General features: G+C 58.6%; 17 protein-coding genes. 10 read left to right on the forward strand and 7 right to left on the reverse strand.

Features of this window, described 5'->3' with window-relative positions; all coding sequences use genetic code 11:
• The first annotated feature begins 252 nt into the window (after positions 1–252).
• Positions 253–1,167, forward strand: coding sequence for an AraC family transcriptional regulator (locus tag AC4LF3_RS01500; RefSeq protein ID WP_491836232.1), 915 nt, complete (start codon positions 253–255; stop codon positions 1,165–1,167).
• Between the two features lie 6 nt (positions 1,168–1,173).
• Here AC4LF3_RS01500 and AC4LF3_RS01505 read toward each other — a convergent pair whose 3' ends face one another.
• The 4 genes from AC4LF3_RS01505 to AC4LF3_RS01520 all read right to left on the reverse strand — a co-directional run bounded on the left by AC4LF3_RS01505 (position 1,174) and on the right by AC4LF3_RS01520 (position 4,303).
• The gene (locus tag AC4LF3_RS01505; protein ID WP_491834666.1) at positions 1,174–1,830 is read right to left on the reverse strand and encodes a class I SAM-dependent methyltransferase; all 657 of its coding nucleotides are present in this window, start codon (positions 1,828–1,830) and stop codon (positions 1,174–1,176) included.
• Positions 1,831–1,996: 166 nt separating this feature from the next.
• The gene (locus AC4LF3_RS01510; RefSeq protein ID WP_010796655.1) at positions 1,997–2,491 is read right to left on the reverse strand and encodes an LEA/WHy family protein; all 495 of its coding nucleotides are present in this window, start codon (positions 2,489–2,491) and stop codon (positions 1,997–1,999) included.
• Positions 2,492–2,631: 140 nt separating this feature from the next.
• A complete protein-coding gene (locus AC4LF3_RS01515; RefSeq protein WP_074821488.1) occupies positions 2,632–3,390 on the reverse strand; it encodes a COG4705 family protein in 759 nt (252 codons plus the stop codon).
• Positions 3,391–3,535: 145 nt separating this feature from the next.
• The gene (locus tag AC4LF3_RS01520; RefSeq protein ID WP_416613907.1) at positions 3,536–4,303 is read right to left on the reverse strand and encodes a phytanoyl-CoA dioxygenase family protein; all 768 of its coding nucleotides are present in this window, start codon (positions 4,301–4,303) and stop codon (positions 3,536–3,538) included.
• A 244-nt stretch (positions 4,304–4,547) separates the two neighbouring features.
• Between AC4LF3_RS01520 and gabP the strand changes: the two genes are divergently transcribed.
• From gabP to AC4LF3_RS01565, 9 genes are all read left to right on the forward strand, one after another.
• Positions 4,548–5,960, forward strand: coding sequence for a GABA permease (gabP, locus tag AC4LF3_RS01525; RefSeq protein ID WP_491834667.1), 1,413 nt, complete (start codon positions 4,548–4,550; stop codon positions 5,958–5,960).
• 497 nt (positions 5,961–6,457) lie between these two features.
• Positions 6,458–6,673: a DUF1127 domain-containing protein gene (locus tag AC4LF3_RS01530; protein ID WP_010796659.1), complete on the forward strand. Its 216-nt coding sequence runs from the start codon at positions 6,458–6,460 to the stop codon at positions 6,671–6,673.
• Between the two features lie 401 nt (positions 6,674–7,074).
• Positions 7,075–8,172, forward strand: a complete 1,098-nt coding sequence (locus tag AC4LF3_RS01535) for an efflux RND transporter periplasmic adaptor subunit (RefSeq protein WP_491836233.1) — start codon at positions 7,075–7,077, stop codon at positions 8,170–8,172.
• A complete protein-coding gene (locus tag AC4LF3_RS01540; protein ID WP_491834668.1) occupies positions 8,169–9,242 on the forward strand; it encodes an efflux RND transporter periplasmic adaptor subunit in 1,074 nt (357 codons plus the stop codon). The genes AC4LF3_RS01535 and AC4LF3_RS01540 overlap by 4 nt, the downstream gene beginning before the upstream one ends.
• A complete protein-coding gene (locus tag AC4LF3_RS01545; protein WP_112297945.1) occupies positions 9,239–12,292 on the forward strand; it encodes an efflux RND transporter permease subunit in 3,054 nt (1,017 codons plus the stop codon). The genes AC4LF3_RS01540 and AC4LF3_RS01545 overlap by 4 nt, the downstream gene beginning before the upstream one ends.
• A 247-nt stretch (positions 12,293–12,539) precedes the next feature.
• Positions 12,540–13,478, forward strand: coding sequence for a LysR family transcriptional regulator (locus AC4LF3_RS01550; protein WP_312509635.1), 939 nt, complete (start codon positions 12,540–12,542; stop codon positions 13,476–13,478).
• A 122-nt stretch (positions 13,479–13,600) separates the two neighbouring features.
• Positions 13,601–13,789, forward strand: coding sequence for a hypothetical protein (locus AC4LF3_RS01555; RefSeq protein WP_122041005.1), 189 nt, complete (start codon positions 13,601–13,603; stop codon positions 13,787–13,789).
• Between the two features lie 303 nt (positions 13,790–14,092).
• A complete protein-coding gene (locus tag AC4LF3_RS01560; RefSeq protein WP_491834669.1) occupies positions 14,093–15,901 on the forward strand; it encodes an aminopeptidase P family protein in 1,809 nt (602 codons plus the stop codon).
• A gap of 71 nt (positions 15,902–15,972) precedes the next feature.
• The gene (locus tag AC4LF3_RS01565) at positions 15,973–17,013 is read left to right on the forward strand and encodes a threonine aldolase family protein (RefSeq protein WP_010796666.1); all 1,041 of its coding nucleotides are present in this window, start codon (positions 15,973–15,975) and stop codon (positions 17,011–17,013) included.
• 52 nt (positions 17,014–17,065) lie between these two features.
• On the opposite strand, the gene AC4LF3_RS01570 is transcribed toward AC4LF3_RS01565, so the two are convergent.
• The 3 genes from AC4LF3_RS01570 to AC4LF3_RS01580 all read right to left on the reverse strand — a co-directional run bounded on the left by AC4LF3_RS01570 (position 17,066) and on the right by AC4LF3_RS01580 (position 20,198).
• Positions 17,066–18,505 (reverse strand): MFS transporter, encoded by a 1,440-nt coding sequence (locus tag AC4LF3_RS01570; protein ID WP_491834670.1) that lies wholly within the window; start codon positions 18,503–18,505, stop codon positions 17,066–17,068.
• Positions 18,506–18,715: 210 nt separating this feature from the next.
• Positions 18,716–19,735 (reverse strand): alpha/beta hydrolase, encoded by a 1,020-nt coding sequence (locus AC4LF3_RS01575; RefSeq protein WP_491834671.1) that lies wholly within the window; start codon positions 19,733–19,735, stop codon positions 18,716–18,718.
• Between the two features lie 46 nt (positions 19,736–19,781).
• Positions 19,782–20,198 carry an organic hydroperoxide resistance protein gene (locus AC4LF3_RS01580; protein WP_010796669.1) on the reverse strand — a complete coding sequence of 139 codons (417 nt, stop codon included), beginning with the start codon at positions 20,196–20,198 and terminating at the stop codon, positions 19,782–19,784.
• Positions 20,199–20,315: the final 117 nt, after the last annotated feature.

Consider the following 20,315-nt stretch of genomic DNA (forward strand, 5'->3'; position numbering starts at 1 on the left):
AGACAAAAGATAGCGCTTCGAATCTGGCGACTGCCTGGCATAGGCAACGCACATCACCGTTGGGTGATGGCAGGCGCCGCATCAGACTCATCGAAAAGGGGGGAGGCCTATTGTGAGGAATCGGCGAGGACAGGTCATGACGATTCCTCCTGAGCTTATGCCTATTTCTCCAGCATGTAGGTGTTATAGGCTCTTTACCTTTCTGTTTTTGCGATTATGGTAATGCCTGTTTCTCTTGCCGATGCCGTTTCCATGCAGCTGACCCGCCATCTCGATGCCAATGCCACCCTGGTTTCCCTGATCCAGCCACTTGCCACACGCGAAGGGTTTTTGCCAACGCCTATGGAACAGGTCCAAATCGTGACGGCGCGCAGCAATGTGTCGCGATCGCCTCAGATCTACGAGCCCAGCCTGATGGTGGTGGCGCAAGGCAGCAAGCTGGCCTATCTCGGCGAGCGAACCCTGGAATACGGTGCCGGCCATTACCTCGTCCAGGCGCTGCCCGTGCCGTTCGAGTGTGAGACGTTCGCAACACCTGAGGCCCCCTTACTGGGAGTGTCCATTGGCATTGACCGAAGCGTATTGGGCGAGCTGGTGCTGGCGATGGGACCGGAAGAGGTTCAGCCGGCCCGTGTGCAGACGCCAGAGTCCATGGTGTCTTCCCCACTCGACACCGCCATGCGGGAGGCGGTGGAGCGACTGCTGCGGTGCCTGCACGATCCGCTGGAATGCCGGATCTTGGGCGCGATGCGCCTGCGCGAGGTCTTGTTCGTGGCGTTGCGAGGGCCGCAGGGCGGGGCACTGAAGGCACTGGTCGAGCAGCGGGGGCAGTTTGCCCGGATCGCGGCCTCGTTGACGTATCTGCATCACCACTACGCCGAGCCGCTGAACGTCGATCAGCTGGCCCGCTGCGCCAACATGAGCACGTCGGCGTTTCATGAGCACTTCAAACGCAGCACCCTGGTGTCACCTGTGCAGTACCTGAAGCGGCTGCGGCTTATCAAGGCACAGCAACTGCTCGTGGCTCAGCGGTTCAACGTCTCCCAGGTAGCGCTCCAGGTTGGCTACCAGAGTGCGTCCCAGTTCAGCCGCGAGTACAAACGTTACTTCGACCACAGTCCGGCGGCCGAGCGCCATGAGCATCCATCTGCCGAGGCCACCTCGTAAGGCCTGTCAGCTGACGGGGCGGCGAGCGGTAAACAACGCCACCTTGCCTTCTACAGTGATATTTACCTGCTCGAAATGAGTGCCTAAGGCGTGCTTCAATCCTGGCACGTCGTCATGACGGTTGGAAAAGATGCCCTTGCGGTTATAGACATTCATCAGTGTGCGTCCAAACCCGTTATGCCCGGCTCGGTCGCCCAGGATGGTTGCTCCAAACAAGACGCCCTCAGACTTCAGGTGTGGCTTCAGGTTGGCAAAAACGTGCGCCTTGTCAGTCAGGGTGCCTGGAAGGCAATGCAACAGATAGAAAAGTGAGATGGAATCGAACTGAGCGGGCACAGGCCAGGGCTGCATGACGTCATGCCGCACGGTTCGTGTCGATACGCGGCTCACCCTGCGCTTGGCAGCAGCAAGGCTGCTGGTATTGAGGTCCATCAGCGTGATATCAGCGGTGTCTGGCAGATCTGCCTTTGCCAGATAAAAACCGGTCCCCACGCCAACGTCCAGATGCTGCGTACCGACATGACGCTTGAAGAACGGTAATAGAACATCCCGTGTACCGCATTGCCAGGCAAAGCGGTTGGAAATTCCCAGCACCCAGACGTCATACAGGGCCAGGGTCAAGGGAGAATAGACTGCAGCGCCAGACTCTGTATCGATGTTCATCGGTACGGCTCGCCTTGAAGAAGAGCCTGATCCTAGCTACGGTCTGGCAGAACGACAACTCCAGCTATTCGGCAGCGGAACCTGGTTCCGTTTCGTTTGTGATGGGGCCTGTCGTGTGGTTGACCGACCCGTTTTCCAGCAAACGCTCTGGTAGCGCCGTCTGTACCTACCAGGTGCCGGCCCCTGTCGATTCAGGCAGCGTCAACTCGCCCTTGTCCTTGAACCGTACTGTTCCCAAAAGACCCCCTGCCAGCTTGCCGTGGATGGTATAGGGCACGCTTTTGGTAGGGGTATGCTCGGCAAAGCCCCAGAACTGGCGTACAGCCGAGAAAGCCGAGACGGTAACCGGAACGGTCAGTACCGTCTCGCCATATCGAGGTACGCTGCCACTCTGGCTGCTGACACCGCTGGCTAGCGGCTGGCCGTTGATATCCATGTCCAGCGCCAGGCCGTTGTAGTCGATGGCTGTATCGTTTGGGTTCTGCACACGCAGCTTCACATTGAAGCGCATTTCCAGCCCTTGTCCTGGCAGCGGTTCGATGCCTGCCACGGCAATTCGCAACGGATCCCGCTGGCCCAAGGTGCTACAGGCTGCAAGACCCAGTAGAAACAAGGCGCCGATCAGCAGGCGAGCGCAAGTGCGGTAGGCAGATAACAACATGAAAAGGCTCCGGTCGGCGGTGGATCACGATACAAGTGGGACCGGTCATTGGTCGCTTCTACTCCTCGCTCACAGGGCGATATCGCAAAAGCGTGAACCAGCAAGCCTCGAGCCTTTGTGCAGACTTGAGGCGTGCCGGGCTAAAGGGCAGCCGGTAAAGCGTTCTGACGGGCACGAAGGTTTTGCGCCACGCAGGCACCGATTACGAGTATCACCAGAGCGGCGCCCAGGATGGCGGAGGATCCGACCGTACCCAAATCCAGACCACCCTTGTCATGCGCCTTGGTCAGGAAGTCGCCCAGCGTGGCGCCAAACGGACGGGTGAGAATAAACGCCATCCAGAACAGCAGAATGGTCGAGAGGCGTGTGAAAAAGTGGGCCAGTACGATCACACCGATAATGCTGCCAATCAGCAGCGCTCCCCCCGCAAAACCCAGGCCCGAGTCGTCGGCCAGGTAATCACCCAGGGCGGTACCCAGCGTGTTGGAGAGCAGAATCGTAACCCAGTAGAACAGCTCGGCTTTGAAGGTATGGATCCTGTCGACCGAGAACGATGTACCGCTCAGGCGCCACAGCACGAAAATTGCGATTAGGATCATGATCAGCACGGCCGAACCGGTGGCGTAGCCCAGCTCCAGGGTTCGATCCATAAAGTCGGACATGGTTGTACCCGCCGTGCTGGTCGACAGGATCACCGCCCAGTACAGCGGGGGGATGTAGCGTTTGACTGATAGCTGGGCAACCAGGGTGACCAGAAACGCACTGATCAGAATCAGGGAACTCAAGGCATAGCCTATATCCAGGGTCATTGACAGCAGGTCACCGGCCGTCTCGCCTAATGTCGTGGCGCAGATTTTCATGACCCAGAATGCAAGGGTAATCTGAGGAAGTTTGTTCATTGTTGTTCCCTGCTCAAGGGCTCGATGGGGAGAGAAAGCTGAGCGCATGGATGGCACTTCAGTGGCCCTAAGGTGCAGGGGAGCAGGTCAAAAATCGGTCAAAAGCACATCAACGATTCGTGTAACAGAATATTTCGGCGTCAACTCAGTCGTATTCTGCCGGTTCATGCTCGCCGAGTAGGCGTCGCTGTCGGGGCGTACAGGCATCCAGCACCGCCGGATTGAACTGCCAGGCGAGGTAAGGTGAGAACTTCTGAGCCACCATGCGCCGGCCATAATGAATCTGGAGAAGATAGCGGGTCCGGTCACGGGTGCGGTTGCGGCTGCCGGCATGCCACAGCTCGCTGCGCAGAAACAGCACGTCGCCCGGCTGGCAGAGCACCGGCTGCGCCTCCCGGCCTTGCCAGTTTGTCTCGCCTTCCAGTGGTTTACGACCTGCGCGGTGGCTGCCTGGAATGACCAGCGTCGGGCACAGGTCCTCGGTGATCTCATCCAGATAGACCTGGGCGGTACAGATCTGCATGGGCAGTTCAAATGTCGGGTCTGCCAGCAGGGACCGGGGCAGTGTCATCGCCAGGTAATCCACGTGCAGGTCTGCGCCGATAAAGCCGGGGTGGCAGCGCCAGGCTGTCTGCCCAATGATATGGCAATCTTCGCCTAGGGACGCTTCGACCAGCTCGATCACGCCGGGCAGATCCAGGTAAGGCAGCCATACGGGATCGCGATTGAAAACGCATTTGTAATGGTCAACGAGACCGGTGTAGTCCCAGTGGATGGCCTCCAGCTGATCAATGGCCGCGCGGACTTCGTCGACCAGAGCGGGACTCAGCACACCATGCAGCAAGACGAAACCCTGTTCGTGCATGGCCTGCAGGCGATGATCAGTAGCCGTATGGGCAGGAAGCGGATTCATGGCGATGTTTCATGGACGGTGCTTCATTAGAACCTGCTACGTGGCTCGGGTTGCACCTGAAGGCAATGCTTCATGGTGTCGCAGGCCTGTTGAATAAGTCATATATGCGACATTTTTGTGACTGATTCCTCGCTAGAGCCAGGGAAACGTCGTTTATAGAGTTGAAAAGCCGTCCAAGTATCGCTGATATGGCAGGGTTACTTAGCCTTGCGCTAAATCATTTCAGCAAGTGACAGGCATTATTATGACAATAACGAAACAGTCTTCTTCGGATGGAACCTCCCTTTCTCCGGCGCTGAAACCGCGCCACGTCACCATGCTTTCCATTGCCGGTGTTATCGGTGCCGGGCTCTTTGTGGGCTCAGGTCATGCCATTGCCGCGGCAGGGCCTGCCGTACTGCTGGCCTATGCCCTGGCTGGAACCCTTGTGGTGCTGGTGATGCGAATGCTCGGTGAAATGGCCGTGGCCTCGCCAGATACCGGCTCCTTTTCGTCCTATGCCCATCAGGCCATCGGACGCTGGGCCGGCTTTACCATCGGCTGGTTGTACTGGTGGTTCTGGGTATTGGTGATTCCGCTCGAAGCGGTGGCGGCTGCGGCCATCCTCAATGCCTGGTTTCCGGCAATTGCCACCTGGCAGTTCGCGCTGGCGATTACAGCCTTTCTGACGGTGACCAACCTCTTCAGCGTCGCCAAGTATGGTGAGTTTGAATTCTGGTTCGCGCTGCTCAAGGTACTCGCGATCATCGCATTCATCGTACTGGGCGCCGTGGCCATGGTCGGAGCACTGCCAGGGCGCGAAGTCAGCGGCCTGGGTACGCTGATGGCTGCCCATGGCGGCTTCATGCCCAACGGCTTCAATGCCGTCATCGGGGCACTGTTGACCACCATGTTCAGCTTCATGGGCACCGAGATCGTAACCATTGCTGCGGCCGAGTCGAAAAACCCTTCCAAGCAGATCGGCAAGGCGACCAACTCGGTCATCTGGCGTATCGGTCTGTTTTATATCGTCTCGATCTTCCTGGTCATCTCCGTCGTGCCCTGGCAGGATCCGCAACTTCCGGTGGTAGGCTCCTACCAGCGTGCGCTGGAGTTTCTGTCTATTCCCCACGCCAAGCTGATCGTTGATCTGGTGGTGCTGGTTGCGGTGGCGAGCTGCCTGAACTCGGCGCTTTATACGGCATCGCGCATGCTGTTCTCCCTGAGCCGCCGGGGTGATGCACCGGCTGCCTTTGGCCGGACGGCTGCTGGCGGCGTGCCGCGTGCCGCCGTTTTGGCGAGCACTGCTGTGGGCTTTGCAACGACGATCGCTAACTTCACCATGCCGGAGGCCGTGTTCAGCTTCCTGTTGGCAACCTCTGGTGCAGTGGCCCTGCTGGTTTATCTGGTGATTGCCGTGTCGCAGCTGCGCATGCGTCGCAAGCTGAACGCAAGTGGTCAGCCCATCGAGTGCCGCATGTGGTTGTTCCCTTGGCTGACCTGGCTGGTGATCGGCTTCATCATCATGGCGCTGGGTATCATGCTAATGACAGAAGCGCACCGCATGGAAATCCTGGCCACCGGCCTGCTGGCCTTGGTTGTGGTTGCCATCGGTTCCTGGCTAGGCGCCAGGGATCGTAGCAACGCTACCCTGATGACGGCCTCGCAAAGCCGTTGATCCTCCAGGACCGGTAACGAGGGCTCGTTACCGGTCTTCCCTTCCTGGTTTCTTCATTAATAGCTGCTCCCTTTTTGTAACGCCGGCACGTCTGATCTACACCGTACGAGACTGCCTGCTCTGTTCAGTTGTTCTCGGCATAGTGGCAAGTCCTGTCAGAAAGAACTACGCACCGTTTCAGGGCTTTTTTCTGAGACGAAGCGGCAAAAAGGTAGACATTTCTGCGGCGCTTGGGTAAAAAAGGATTATCTCTCGGCGCCAAACGCGCCATGCTGTTATGAAAACGCAGGTCTTGTTTCCATCGGTAACGCAAAAATGCCTATTTATGGTGCGTTGCGTTACAGATTGACCCAATTTGGACCATAACAGTTTCCATTTTCTCGCTTCTGCTCCTGCACAATTCTTCCTGACTGTTTATGGCGGTAACACTTCCGCGGCACGACAATGTGCGCATCTTAAATAGTTAGCTACCTGTCATAAGCAGGAAGGAAAGCATCATGGAACACACCCTACGTTCCAACTCATTCACCGCTTCAAACGCTTCTAAATCCAATACTTCGCTGGTGCTGCGCGTTCTGACAACGCTGTCGGTCTGGCATCGTCGTATCGTCAGCCGCAACGAGCTGGCCCGCCTGGATGCCCGTATGCTGGCCGACGCCGGTATCACTGAAGCCCAGCGTTACGAAGAACTGCACAAGCCGTTCTGGCGTTAAGTGTTACGGTTACGCACACCGTAACCGGCAAGACCTGTCGGGAGCCGTCATCGATAGCGGCTCCCATGACACCCCTCCCGCGTTTTTCTTCTCTTTCCTCTCTTTAACCGGCCCCTTGCCTTGCCGGATTTTCCTGTGCGTGCGTTTTTCAGCACCGTGCCCGGGCTTCTATTGAATTGCCGGAACCTTGCCTGAGGCTTAAAGTCAGTCGCCTATAACCAGAACAACCCCTGCGCAGCAGACCTTGATGGACGACTCGCGGGTAAATCGCCACGTCGACTGCTGGCATGCATATGGACTGTGAGGGAGGTTAATTGGCAATGCTTTTCTTTTCGCGGCGCGCTAGACCCCTGTTTCAGCGCACTTCCGCGTTGTTTCTGCTAGGGACGGCCCTGACCGGTATGGCAGGCTGCTCGGACGATTCACAACCGGCCCCCAATCCTCCTCATGTAAAAGTCCAGCGTGTAGCTCTGGAAGAGGTAGCGACTACCACCACCCTGACAGGCGATGTGCAGGCGCGTATCCAGACCACACTATCATTTCGTATCAACGGCAAGATCAATGAGCGTCTGGTCGATGTGGGTGATCACGTCAAGCAGGGTCAGGTTCTTGCCCGTCTCGATCCGCAGGATCAGCGCAACAACGTAGCCGCCGCCGAAGCGCAGGTGTTTTCCCAGCAGTCCAGGGCGAATCTTGCCCGCGTGCAGTTCGAACGGCAAAAGGCGTTGATGCCCAAGGGCTACACCACCCAAAGCCAATATGACGAGGCCCTGGCTGCCCTGAAGGGTGCAGAAAGTGCCTTGAGTGCTGCGCGTGCTCAGCTGGACGATGCACGCAAGCAGCTCAGTTATGCCAATCTGGTATCGGCCGCCAGCGGCGTGATCACCGAGCGGCAGGCCGAGGTCGGGCAGGTCGTTCAGGCATCCATGCCGATCTTTACCCTGGCGCAGGAGGGCGACCGCGATGCCGTCTTCAATGTGCAGGAATCGCTACTTGCCCGCGATCCGGGCAACCAGCCTATCGAGGTCGCCCTGTTGAATGATCCGACGGTGCGCACTACCGGCCATGTGCGCGAGGTTTCGCCGGTCATTTCCCAGCAGAGCGGCACCGTGCGTGTGAAGGTGCTGCTCGACAAGGTCCCGCCGCAGATGGCGCTGGGGACAACCGTTACGGCGTCATTGGGTACGCCAGACAAGCAGCGCGTCGTGCTGCCCTGGACAGCACTCAATGGCACCGTGGAAAAGCCCGCCGTGTGGGTACTGGACGCTGACAACCGCGCCCACCTCAAACCGGTGACAGTTGCCCGGTACATCACCGGACAGGTCATGATCGATGATGGATTGGCACCTGATGATCGCGTCGTGACGGCTGGTGGTCAGCTGCTTTATGACGGACTCAAGGTCGAAGTCGTCGAGGTCACGGATCATGCGCCCCCTGTTCAGCCTGCTGCCATCCACCCTGGTGATAACGCTAAGGTTCCACAGGGAGCGTCGTCATGAGCAGGATACGTGTTCTTCTACTGAGCCTCGTGGCGCTGCTGGCCGCGTGCTCCGACAAGCAGGAGCCGCCGCCTCCGGTCCGCCCGGTACTGTTCGTTGAGGCCAAACCCCAGCAGGCCCGCGCGCTCGGTGCTTTTACCGGGAATATTCAGGCACGGTATGAATCAACCTTGAGTTTTCGCGTAGGCGGGCGCATTGCCCAGCGCAAGGCTGATGTGGGCGATGTGGTGAAGAAAGGCACCTTGCTGGCTGCGCTGGACCCGACCGATCAGCAGAATGCTTACCGCAGCAGCGAAGGTGATCTGGCCCAGGCTCAGGCACAGTGGATGGACGCCGAGGCCGATGCCAAGCGGCAGCAGGCCTTGTATGCCAAAGGTGTCGGGTCCAAGGCGCAGCTGGATCAGGTCATGGCCCAGTTGCATACGGCTCGCGCTGCACGTGATCGTGCCCAGGCCGCCCGGGATCAGGCCCGCAACCAGCTCTCATACAGTGAGCTGTATACCGATTTCGATGGTGTGATCACGGCCTGGCATGCCGAAACCGGGCAGGTGGTATCCCCTGGTCAGCAGGTAGTCACCCTGGCGCGTCCCGAAGTAAAGGAGGCGGTTGTAGACCTGCCGGCAGGGCTGGCAGAGACACTGCCGGCCGACACGACGTTTACCATCACCTCGCAGTTGGAGCCTTCGGTCTCTACCACCGGCCGCATCCGTGAGCTGGCGCCTCAGGCCGACGCCATGACGCGAACCCGAAGGGTACGACTCACGCTGGCCGAACTGCCCCCAACGTTCCGCCTGGGCTCGCTGGTAACGGTAACGCTGACCAATGATGCGCCCCGTGAGCTTACCGAGCTGCCAGCCAGTGCATTGCTCGAGCGGGATGGCAAAACGTGCGTCTGGATCGTCGACCCTGATACCAAAACCGTTTCACTGCGCGAGGTCCATGTGCTGACCCGAGATGAGCGGAGCATTACGGTCGATAACGGCCTGAACGCGGGCGAGCGGGTCGTGACGGCCGGCGTACACAGCCTCAAACCTGGACAAGACGTGAAAATGGATGTGGAACAGCGCTGATGAAATCCTTCAACCTTTCTGACTGGGCGCTGCGTCACCAGTCCTTTATCTGGTACATCATGTTTGTCGCGCTGTTGATGGGAACCTATTCCTACTTCAACCTTGGCCGCGAAGAGGACCCCTCGTTCACCATCAAGACCATGGTGATCCAGACCCAGTGGCCGGGCGCGACCACCCAGGAAACCCTGGAGCAGGTCACCGACCGGATCGAAAAGAAACTCGAAGAGCTGGATTCGCTGGATTACACCAAGAGCTTTACCCGGCCGGGCTTGAGCACGGTGTTTGTGTACCTGCGCGATACTACCAGCGACAAGGAAATCCCCAATATCTGGTATCAGGTCCGCAAGAAGATTTCCGATATCCAGGGGCAGTTTCCGCAAGGGATACAGGGACCGGCCTTCAATGACGAGTTCGGCGATGTATTCGGCAGTATTTATGCCTTTACTGGCGACGGTATCTCGTACCGGCAGTTGCGTGATTACGTAGAGCGGGTGCGCCTGGACATCCGCGCAGTGCCGGACCTGGGTAAGGTTGAGCTCATGGGGGCGCAGAACGAGGTCATCTATCTCGACTTCTCGACGCGCAAACTGGCAGCACTGGGGCTCGATCAGCGACAGATCATGCAGAGCCTGCAGGCACAGAATGCCGTGACGCCCTCCGGCGTAATCGAGGCCGGTCCAGAACGCGTTTCGGTACGTACCTCCGGTGAATTCAAGTCAGAGAAAGATCTGGAGGCTGTCAACCTTCGGATCAATGACCGCTTCTACCGTCTGGCTGATCTGGCCACCATCCACCGGGATTACGCCGATCCGCCTACATCCCTGTTCCGCTTCAACGGCGAGCCGGCTCTGGGCCTGGCGATTGCCATGCGCAAGGGCGGCAACGTGCAGACCTTTGGTGCGGCGCTGTCCGAACGGATGAAGGCGATTACCGGTGAGCTACCGGTCGGGGTGGGCGTGCATCAGGTGTCCAACCAAGCCGAGGTGGTAGAGAAGGCGTCCAGCAGCTTTACCCATGCGCTGTTCGAGGCGGTCATCATCGTGTTGGTGGTGAGCTTTATCAGCCTGGGTCTGCGTGCCGGGCTGGTGGTGGCCTGCTCAATCCCTCTCGTGCTCGCCATGGTGTTTCTGTTCATGGAATACAGCGGTATCACCATGCAGCGGATCTCCCTGGGTGCCTTGATCATTGCCTTGGGCCTTCTGGTGGATGACGCCATGATCACCGTCGAGATGATGGTGACCCGGCTGGAAGAGGGCGACTCGCTCCACAAGGCGGCCACCTACGCTTATGACCACACGGCCTTTCCGATGCTGACCGGCACGCTGGTCACCGTGGCGGGATTCGTGCCTATCGGCCTCAACAAGAGTACCGCCGGCCAATATACCTTTACGTTGTTTGCCGTAATTGCCGTGGCGCTGATCCTGTCGTGGATCGTGGCGGTGCTGTTCTCACCGGTGATGGGCGTGCACCTGCTACCCAAGTCGCTCAAGCATAAAAAGGAAAAGGGGCCGGGACGACTGGCGCGCTGGTCCCAGAGCTCGCTGGTCTGGTCCATGCGGCACCGCTGGCTGACCATCATCATGACGGTGTTGCTCTTTGCGGCCGCGCTGTTCTGCATGCGTTTCGTGCAGAACCAGTTCTTCCCGTCCTCGGATCGGCCGGAAATTCTGGTGGACTTGAACCTGCCGCAGAACAGCTCCGTGCTGGAAACCCGTGCGCAAATGGATCGTTTCGAGGCATCCCTCAAGGGAGACCCAGACATTGCCCGCTGGAGCTCGTATGTAGGACAGGGCGCGGTGCGCTTCTACCTGCCGCTGGATCAGCAGCTCAATAACCCGTTTTATGGACAGGTCGTTATTGTCAGCAAGGACCTGGAAGCCCGTAATCGGCTGATTCCCAAACTCAAAGAGCGACTCAAGAACGAATTTGTCGGGCTCGATGGATATGTACAGCCTCTGGAGATGGGGCCGCCAGTAGGACGGCCGATCCAGTATCGCGTCAGTGGTCCAAGCATTTCCGAGGTGCGTAAGCAGGCGCTGGCATTGGCCAGCGCCATCAGTACCAACCCGCATATCAGCGATATCCTTTTCGACTGGAACGAGCCGGGGCGGATGCTGAAAATCGATGTGAACCAGGACCGTGCCCGCCAGCTGGGGCTATCGTCCCAGGACGTGGCCCAAATCATGAACGGCGTGGTGAGTGGTACGCCCATTACCCAGGTGCGTGACAGCATCTACCTCGTCAACGTGGTAGGACGCTCTGAAGATGCCGAGCGCAGCTCTATCGAGACCGTGGAAAACCTGCAGATCGTGACGCCCTCGGGCACCTCGATTCCGCTCAAATCCTTTGCCACGGTGGGGTACGAGATGGAGCAGCCGCTGGTATGGCGGCGTAACCGCCAGCCAACCATTACGCTTAAGGCCACTATCGAGGGTTCTATCCAGGCGCCGGATCTGATCAAGGCTCTTCAGCCCAAGATCGATGAGTTCAAAGGTAACCTGCCACTCAACTATCAGGTCAACGTAGGCGGTACCGTAGAGGAAAGCGGCAAGGCGCAAAAGCCTATTGCAAGCGTGATCCCGCTCATGCTGTTCCTGATGGCCACGTTCCTGATGATCCAGCTCCAAAGCGTTCAGAAGATGTTCCTGGTCGCCAGTGTGGCGCCGCTGGGGCTGATCGGGGTCGTACTGGCGCTGGTGCCCACGGGGACGCCGCTGGGCTTCGTGGCCATTCTGGGGGTGCTGGCGTTGATTGGGATCATCATCCGCAACTCGGTCATCCTGGTAACCCAGATCGATGAGTTCGAGCAGGATGGTCGTCATCCCTGGGATGCGGTCATCGAGGCGACCAATCATCGACGTCGGCCGATTCTGCTGACAGCCGCCGCCGCCAGTCTGGGCATGATTCCCATCGCCCGTGAGGTCTTCTGGGGGCCGATGGCCTATGCGATGATCGGTGGCATTGTGGCAGCAACCCTGCTCACGCTGCTGTTCCTGCCAGCGCTATACGTGACTTGGTATCGCATCCGCGAACCAAGCAAAGCGCAATGAGAAAAGAAGGAAAAAACGGCAGCTGAACCGCCCCGGAGGGGTCGGGCGGTTCCAGCATGCCACAAGGAGCTATCTCCGGAGCTGCAGCAGGGTACGGGAGGGAGAAACCCAGTGCTAAAAGATTCTCGTCAGGGCTAACGAGAAGAGCACCGGCAGTGCTGCAGCTCACATGGACAAGAATAAAAGCGTAACATCTGGAAATAAATAGGCTGCTAAGCGAAACAGCGTTACGGAGCAGGCAACAATAATGGATACGTTACAAGGCATGCGGATTTTTACCCGGGTGGTCGACGCGGGCAGTTTTACGGCCGCTGCGGCCTTGCTGGACTTATCGACGGCGCAGGTTTCCCGGGTGATTTCCGACCTGGAGACGCATTTACAAACACGGTTGTTGCACCGTACTACCCGCCGGCTGGCGCTAACGGAGGCTGGGGAGCGCTATCTGGAGCGCTGCCGGGGCATTCTCGATTCGGTAGCCGAAGCTGAGGCTGAGGCCAGTGGTGCACACCTTAAGCCTTCCGGCCGGTTGCGCGTACACTCCCTAACTGGGCTAGGAACCGAACACCTGGCGCCTCTGGCGGCGCTCTATGCCGAGCGCTATCCAGATGTCACGCTGGATTTCACCCTGTCCCAGAATCGTCCTGACCTGATCGAAGAAGGCTACGACGTTGCGATTACCATGGATCGGCATCTGCCTGACTCCGAACTGGTCGCCCAACGGCTTGGTGAGGTCTATAGCGTCGTCTGTGCCTCGCCCGATTACTTGGCCAAGTGGGGCACGCCCCATCATCCGCGCGATCTGGACCAGCACACGTGCCTGTTGCTTCAGGACCCGACGTTTCCCGAGGAGTGGGTATTTACCAAGCCGGACGAAGAAACGTCGATTAAGCCTCGCTCTATCTATCAGGTAAATGTTGCGGATGCACTGGCCAATACGGCCAAGGCCGGACTCGGCCTGTGCCTGTTGCCCAGCTTTATTGCTGCACCGGCCTTGCGGGAAGGCGGACTCGTGCGGGTATTGCCCGAGTATCGCCTGCGTGAGCGCAATGTCTATGCGCTGTATCCGTCCCGACGCTTCCTGGATGCCAAGATCAAGGCGTGGGTGGATATCCTCAAGGAAGAGCTACCCAGACGTTTCAGCAACGACGATGACATCGTAGCCATGCATTCCTACTGGGCCATCTGAGCCTGCCTCGCCTGGAATACTTGCGCAATTGGTAAATCTCTATGTACCCAGGCGATATTTTTCAATAATTGTTACGCGTTATCCTAGTGATGAACCCAATCCAAGGGTGTCAGGAGTTCATCATGTTACGTTTGTTTACTGCCTCGATTCTTGCTGTATCTGCTGTTGCTTTTACCCAGGTGAGCTTTGCCCGTGATTCCTACGAGCAGAACTACAAGCTCGTCAACCAGAACCACGCTGTCATAGAGCGCTTCCAGCAGGCGCAACAGACTCAGAAAGCCCAGCAAGACCAGCAGGTTTCCCAGCGTTAATCCCGTTTGGCCCAAGCGCCCGCCGCGCCAAACGTCGTCTTCAGGACCTGCTCGTTTTCGGAGCGTTTCCGCCACTGCCAGAAGTTTCCCCCTTATGGACCATGCTCACGGTGTGAGGATGTGCATTTCCATTGCCTTCAGGCGTGACGCAACTGCTTGTCGATAGCGCAGGTTCTCAAGGAAAAACCATTCTGCTCCTTTGGTTTTTCATGTTTTAGCCGCATCCCTTGATGCGGCTTTTTTATATCTGCGGTATTTATTGCAGGACTGCTTCAACTGCATCCCTTGCCTACCGGAGAGTACATGTCCCATCAAGACCTCGTTTCCATTCCTGATCGTCTGGCCGCCTTGCGTCAGGTCATGCATGAAGAGGGCGTCGATGCCTGCCTGATTCCGTCCGCCGATCCGCATTTGTCGGAGTACCTGCCCGAGCGTTGGCAAGGGCGGTCATGGCTATCGGGTTTCACGGGCTCGGCCGGTACGCTGATCGTGGCAAAGGATTTTGCTGGCGTCTGGACGGACAGCCGCTACTGGGAACAGGCCCAGGCTGAGCTGGCAGGTTCGGGCGTGGAACTGATGAAGCTGGTGGCTGGCGGCATGCAGGCCCACATCGACTGGATGGCCGAGCATGTACCGACGGGTGGCACCGTGGCGGTGGATGGGGCTGTGCTGTCGCTGGGTGCCGCCGAGGCGCTGCGCAAGGCTTTTGCCGATAAGAACATTTCGTTACGCACCACCATCGACCTGATCGACCGTATCTGGCCCGAGCGGCCCGCACTGCCTGCGTCGCCGGTATACGCTCACGAGGCGCCATACGCACCGGTATCCCGCACTGAAAAGCTGGAGCAGGTACGCAAGGCCATGGCCGAGCAGGGAGCTGACTGGCATTTCATTTCCAGCCTGGATGATATTGCCTGGCTGTTCAACCTGCGTGGTGCCGATGTGTCTTACAACCCGGTCTTTCTGGCCCATGCGTTGATCGGGCCGGGTCAGGTGCAGCTGTTCGTGGGTGCCGGAAAAATTCCGGCGGCTCTTGAGCGCACCCTGAACGAAGCCGGTATCCAGCTGGCCGCCTATGGCGCAGCCCATGGTGCTCTGGCGGCGCTGCCTGCCGGGTCAAGTCTGCTGGTCGATCCGGCGCGCGTCACCTACGGCCTGGTGGAAGGCGTGCCCTCCAGCGTCAAGCGCATCGAAGCGATCAACCCTTCCACCCTGTTCAAGTCCCGCAAGACGGCAGCCGAAGCACAGCATGTGCGTGAGGCCATGGAGCAGGATGGCGCGGCCTTGTGCGAATTCTTCGCCCAGTTCGAGGCGGCACTTGAGGCGGGAGAGCGGGTGACCGAGCTGACGGTGGATGAATGGCTGACCGCTGCCCGTGCACGCCGCCCCAATTTTGTCTCCCTGAGTTTCTCTACTATTGCAGGCTATAACGCAGGGGGCGCGCTGCCCCATTACCATGCAACAGAAGAGGCACATTCTGTTATCGAGGGCGACGGCCTCCTGCTGATCGACTCCGGCGGTCAGTACCTGGGAGGCACGACGGATATCACCCGCGTTGTGCCCATTGGCACGCCCAACGACGAGCAGAAGCGTGACTTCACCCGTGTACTCAAGGGCATGATCGCATTGTCCAGAGCACGTTTTCCGGCAGGCATCGCGTCACAGATGCTCGATGCGATTGCCCGTGCGCCCATCTGGGAAGCGGGCATCGATTACGGTCATGGAACCGGGCATGGGGTAGGATACTTCCTGAACGTACACGAGGGGCCGCAATCCATCACGTTCTATGGTCAACCATCCCCCAACAGTGCCATGCGGGAAGGTATGATCACGTCCAACGAACCCGGTATCTACCGGCCCGGGCAGTGGGGCGTGCGGATCGAGAACCTGCTGCTCAACGTGGCCGAGCCTGAAACCGAGTTCGGCCAGTTCATGCGTTTCGAAACCTTGACGCTGTGCCCGATCGATACCCGCTGTATCGACCGTACGCTCATGCGTGAAGATGAGATCGCCTGGCTGAACGCCTACCACGCCGAGGTGCGTGAGCGTGTCCGTCCGCTGGTCAGCGGTGCGGCGCGCGATTGGTTGGATACTCGAACCCGGCCGCTATAAGCGTCCGTTTATTTACCGCCATGGAAGTCGGCCACAAGCGGGCTTCCTCGGGTGGTTCTCAAGGAATACCCATGAACGACCATAGTCAGCAATTCGCCAGCGACAACTACTCAGGGATCTGCCCGGAAGCTTGGGCGGCCATGGCCGAAGCCAATCACGGGCACGATACCGCCTATGGTAATGATGCCTGGACGGCCCGCGCCGCAGATCATTTCCGCGAATTGTTCGAAACCGATTGCGAAGTCTTCTTTGCCTTCAATGGTACTGCTGCAAACTCCCTGGCCCTGGCGGCCCTGTGCCAGTCCTATCATAGCGTGATCTGCGCCGAGACGGCCCATGTGGAGACGGACGAATGCGGTGCCCCGGAGTTCTTTTCCAACGGCTCCAAACTCCTGTTGGCCCCGACCACCCAAGGCAAGCTGACGCCTGATGCCATTCGCCAGATTGCCACCAAGCGCAAGGATATTCATTTTCCCAAGCCCCGAGCGGTCAGCATTACCCAGGTCACAGAAGTCGGCACGCTGTATAGCCTCGACGAGCTGAATGCAGTAGCCGATACCTGCCGCGACCTCGGCTTGCGTCTGCATATGGACGGCTCGCGCTTTTCCAACGCGGTGGCAAGCCTTGGCTGCACACCGGCCGAGGTGACGTGGAAGGCCGGCGTTGATGTACTCTGCTTTGGTGGAACCAAAAACGGCATGGCGGTGGGCGAGGCGATCCTGTTCTTCAACCGTGAGCTGGCCGAAGACTTTGAGTACCGCTGCAAGCAGGCCGGTCAGCTGGCGTCGAAGATGCGTTTTCTCTCCGCGCCGTGGGTCGGCATTCTCGAAAACAATGCCTGGCTGCGTTATGCCGAACACGCCAACCACTGCGCCCAGCTCCTGGCTGATCTGGTGAAAGACGTGCCCGGGCTGAGCCTGATGTTTCCGGTGCAGGCCAACTCGGTGTTCCTGCAGCTTTCCGAGCCGGCACTGGAGCGGTTGCGTGCCCGTGGCTGGCGCTTCTATACCTTTATCGGCAGCGGTGGTGCCCGTTTCATGTGTTCCTGGGACACTCAGGAGTCCCGCGTACGTGAGCTGGCTCGGGATATCCGCGACGCCATGCAGTCCTGATCAGGCCTGCGCTCTTGAAAACGCCGTACAGCGATCCTGTACGGCGTTTTTGTTAGTGCGCGATATCTTCCAGTGCCAGGTTGCGAGTCTTGGGTCCGAAGCCGCCAATGGTGATCATCACGATCAGCATGCTGGTTACGATAAACGTGATCACGCCCGGCGTACCGAAGTGTTGGAGAAAGAGGCCGATCAGTACACTGCTGAAGACCGTGGAAAGGCGACTGAAGGAATAGCAGAACCCGACAGCTCGGGCACGAATGGGCGTGGGAAACAGCTCGCTCTGGTAGGAGTGGAAGCTAAAGGTCAGCCAGGCGTTGCACAGGGTGATCATCGCCCCACATGCGATCAGACCAGTGGCTGAGCTTTGAAACGCGAACAGGGTGCCGAACAGCATGGTGCCGATTGATGAACCCACGATCTGCCATTTGTTCTCGAAACGGTTGGCGATCTTTACGAACAACAAAGGCCCCAACGGGTAGGCCAGACTGATCACGAAGGCATAGGTCAGACTGTGGGTAACGCTGACGCCCTGGCCAGACAGCAAGGCTGGAAGCCAGTTGCCAAAACCGAAGAATCCAATAGCCTGGAAGATGTTGAAGACGATCAGCATGAGGGCGCGCCGGCGGTAGGGCGGCTGCCAGATTTCGGTAAAGCGCCCCTGGGTCTCGAACGTAACCGCTTCAACGTGTGGCTCGGGAAGCGGGGCCTTGATGTCCCTGGCACAGCGGGCTTCCAGGGTCGACAAAACCTGATCCGCCTCGTCCAGACGGCCACGTTGCGCGAGCCAGCGGGGCGACTCGGGCAGGCGTGAGCGCAGCCACCAGATAAACAAGGCGAATACTGCACTGGCCAGTACAACCCAGCGCCAGCCGGAAATTCCGAAGGGGTTCTGCGGCACCAGCCAAGCCGACATCAGGGCGACCGCGGGTACGGACAGGAACTGGACGAAAAAGGCAAAGGCGAAGGCTGACGTACGGATGCGCTTGGGCACCAGCTCGGATAGATAGGCGTCAATAGTGACCAGCTCGATTCCCAGCCCGATACCAACGAAGAATCGCATCGTGATAATGCCTAGTGCTGTGCTTTGCAGACCCATGAGCACCGTAGCCGCGGTGTACCAGATAAGCGCAAAGGTAAAGATGCGCCGGCGGCCGAAGCGGTCTGCGATGGGACTCAGCAGACTTGCCCCTACGAACAGGCCCAGAAAGGTTGCCGAAGCGAACGCGGCCTGGTCGGCGATACCGAATACACCGGCGCTGCCAGTGGCAAATAGCCCGGCGCGTATCAAGCCAGGGCTGATATAGGCGGTCTGAAACAGGTCGTACAGTTCGAAGAAACCGCCGATGGAAAGCAGGGCGATTAGTCGCCAGAGCGTTGCCGTGGCGGGTAGCCGGTCGATACGTGCCGAAATTTCGGCGGCACGCCGGTTGGAGAAAGCGGACGCTTCGGTGTCGGCAACCGATGAACCTGTCGTGAGCGAAGAAGAGGACATGCGCGAGCATCCACAAAAGGGCGATACGCTCATCCTAGGAGAGTAGTGCTGATCTTAGGTTGCTAAAGATAAGGTTGAAAAGGGTATTTGCGACACCTAAGCATAGGTTTTCAGCGGAAATTGGTGAATTCTGCTTTTCCTGAGCATCTTGTTGGCAATAATAAAAAAGAGCAGAGCCCCTGGAGTCATTCCGAACCAGGGGCCTGTCTGTTACTTCAGATGCTTGCGCAATTCATCACCCGCCTGGGCGATGGCGCTCTGTACCGCAGGAACGTCGTGGAAGACGTTAAGCAAGCCGTAGTCATGGATAAGGCCGTTGTAGCGGACCTGCACCACATCCACCCCGGCTGCATTAAGCTTGCGGGCGTATGCCTCACCCTCATCGCGCAGCACATCGTACTCTGCGGTCTGTACCAGTGCGGGCGGCAAGCCCTTGAGCTGCTCAGTCGTGGCCTGCAGCGGCGAGGCGTGAATCTCCTGGCGCTGCTTGGGATCGGTGGTGTAGTTATCCCAAAACCACTTCATCATGTTGCGGGTCAGGAAGTGCCCTTCGGCATAGGTGTCATACGAGCCGGTGTCGAAGTTGGCATCGGTGACAGGCCAGAGCAGCACCTGATAGCGGAGCTTGGGCGTGCCTTGCTCTTTCGCCATCAAGCTGACAACTGCCGCCATATTGCCGCCTACGCTGTTGCCTGCGACAGCCAGGCGAGAGCCATCTACGTTGATTTCTTTGCCATGCTCGGCGACCCAGCGGGTAGCGGCATAGGCCTGATTGATGGCTACCGGATAATGCGCCTCAGGCGAAGGCGTGTAATTCACGAAAACGGCCACCGCACCCGAGTCGACCACCAGATCCCGCACCAGACGCTGGTGAGTGGGGAAGTCACCCAGCACCCAGCCGCCACCGTGGAAGAACATGAACGCCGGCAGTGCCTTGGTGACACCGGCAGGTCGGACGATGGTCAGCGAAATCCTCTGCCCATCAGCGGTAATAGTCGTCTCGCTCACCTCTACGTTGGACAGATCGACCTTCACGCCTGATTGGGCACCCGTCAGGACAGCACGGGCATCCTTGGGCGAAAGTTGCTCGAGAGGCTTACCCCCGCTCTGGTTCAAGGTGTTCAGAAAACCTTGGGTGGTACGTTCAAGGCCGGCGTCATCTGCGGCCAGGGCATGACCAGCGACCAGGGAAAGGGCAGAGACAGTGAACAGCTGAGCAAGCATTTTCATGATCCGGTTCTCCAGGGACGCCGCGCTGGGGCGTCCCGCGTCAGGCTTAGACGAGGGTCAGGCGTACATCCACGTTGCCGCGGGTGGCATTTGAGTATGGGCAGACCTGATGGGCCTTCTCGATGATGTCCTGGGCTTTGGCACGATCCAGGCCCGGCACGCTGACGCGCAGTTCGATGTCCAGGGCAAAGCCGGTGGGGATCGGACCGATACCGACTTCTGCCGTCACGCTGAGATCACTGGGCAGCGCCACTTTTTCCTTAGCCGCTACAAACTTCATGGCGCCGATAAAGCAGGCCGAGTAACCCGCTGCAAACAGCTGCTCAGGGTTGGTTGCTTCGCCGCCTTGTCCGCCCAGCGCTTTTGGGGTAGCCAGTTTTACATCGAGAATACCGTCGGCGCTGATGGAACGACCGTCACGGCCACCGGTGCTGGTTGCGGAAGTCTTGTACAGAATGTTCATGTGCATCGTCCTCGGATTAATTTGATTATTGCGATAATCATTTGGTTTTAAAAAAACGACGTGGAAGTCGTTGCTCGTTACCGCGTTGTCTACAGGAATTAAGTTATTCCGATATTG

Source organism: Pseudomonas sp. C2.3V, assembly GCF_058536325.1.

What these genes read in the sequence shown, in the direction of transcription:
- AC4LF3_RS01500 (WP_491836232.1), top strand. Translation starts at nt 253, where the DNA reads ATGCAGCTGACCCGCCATCTCGATGCCAATGCCACCCTGGTTTCCCTG.
- AC4LF3_RS01505 (WP_491834666.1), bottom strand. Translation starts at nt 1,830, where the DNA reads ATGAACATCGATACAGAGTCTGGCGCTGCAGTCTATTCTCCCTTGACC.
- AC4LF3_RS01510 (WP_010796655.1), bottom strand. Translation starts at nt 2,491, where the DNA reads ATGTTGTTATCTGCCTACCGCACTTGCGCTCGCCTGCTGATCGGCGCC.
- AC4LF3_RS01515 (WP_074821488.1), bottom strand. Translation starts at nt 3,390, where the DNA reads ATGAACAAACTTCCTCAGATTACCCTTGCATTCTGGGTCATGAAAATC.
- AC4LF3_RS01520 (WP_416613907.1), bottom strand. Translation starts at nt 4,303, where the DNA reads ATGAATCCGCTTCCTGCCCATACGGCTACTGATCATCGCCTGCAGGCC.
- gabP (WP_491834667.1), top strand. Translation starts at nt 4,548, where the DNA reads ATGACAATAACGAAACAGTCTTCTTCGGATGGAACCTCCCTTTCTCCG.
- AC4LF3_RS01530 (WP_010796659.1), top strand. Translation starts at nt 6,458, where the DNA reads ATGGAACACACCCTACGTTCCAACTCATTCACCGCTTCAAACGCTTCT.
- AC4LF3_RS01535 (WP_491836233.1), top strand. Translation starts at nt 7,075, where the DNA reads ATGGCAGGCTGCTCGGACGATTCACAACCGGCCCCCAATCCTCCTCAT.
- AC4LF3_RS01540 (WP_491834668.1), top strand. Translation starts at nt 8,169, where the DNA reads ATGAGCAGGATACGTGTTCTTCTACTGAGCCTCGTGGCGCTGCTGGCC.
- AC4LF3_RS01550 (WP_312509635.1), top strand. Translation starts at nt 12,540, where the DNA reads ATGGATACGTTACAAGGCATGCGGATTTTTACCCGGGTGGTCGACGCG.
- AC4LF3_RS01555 (WP_122041005.1), top strand. Translation starts at nt 13,601, where the DNA reads ATGTTACGTTTGTTTACTGCCTCGATTCTTGCTGTATCTGCTGTTGCT.
- AC4LF3_RS01560 (WP_491834669.1), top strand. Translation starts at nt 14,093, where the DNA reads ATGTCCCATCAAGACCTCGTTTCCATTCCTGATCGTCTGGCCGCCTTG.
- AC4LF3_RS01565 (WP_010796666.1), top strand. Translation starts at nt 15,973, where the DNA reads ATGAACGACCATAGTCAGCAATTCGCCAGCGACAACTACTCAGGGATC.
- AC4LF3_RS01570 (WP_491834670.1), bottom strand. Translation starts at nt 18,505, where the DNA reads ATGTCCTCTTCTTCGCTCACGACAGGTTCATCGGTTGCCGACACCGAA.
- AC4LF3_RS01575 (WP_491834671.1), bottom strand. Translation starts at nt 19,735, where the DNA reads ATGAAAATGCTTGCTCAGCTGTTCACTGTCTCTGCCCTTTCCCTGGTC.
- AC4LF3_RS01580 (WP_010796669.1), bottom strand. Translation starts at nt 20,198, where the DNA reads ATGAACATTCTGTACAAGACTTCCGCAACCAGCACCGGTGGCCGTGAC.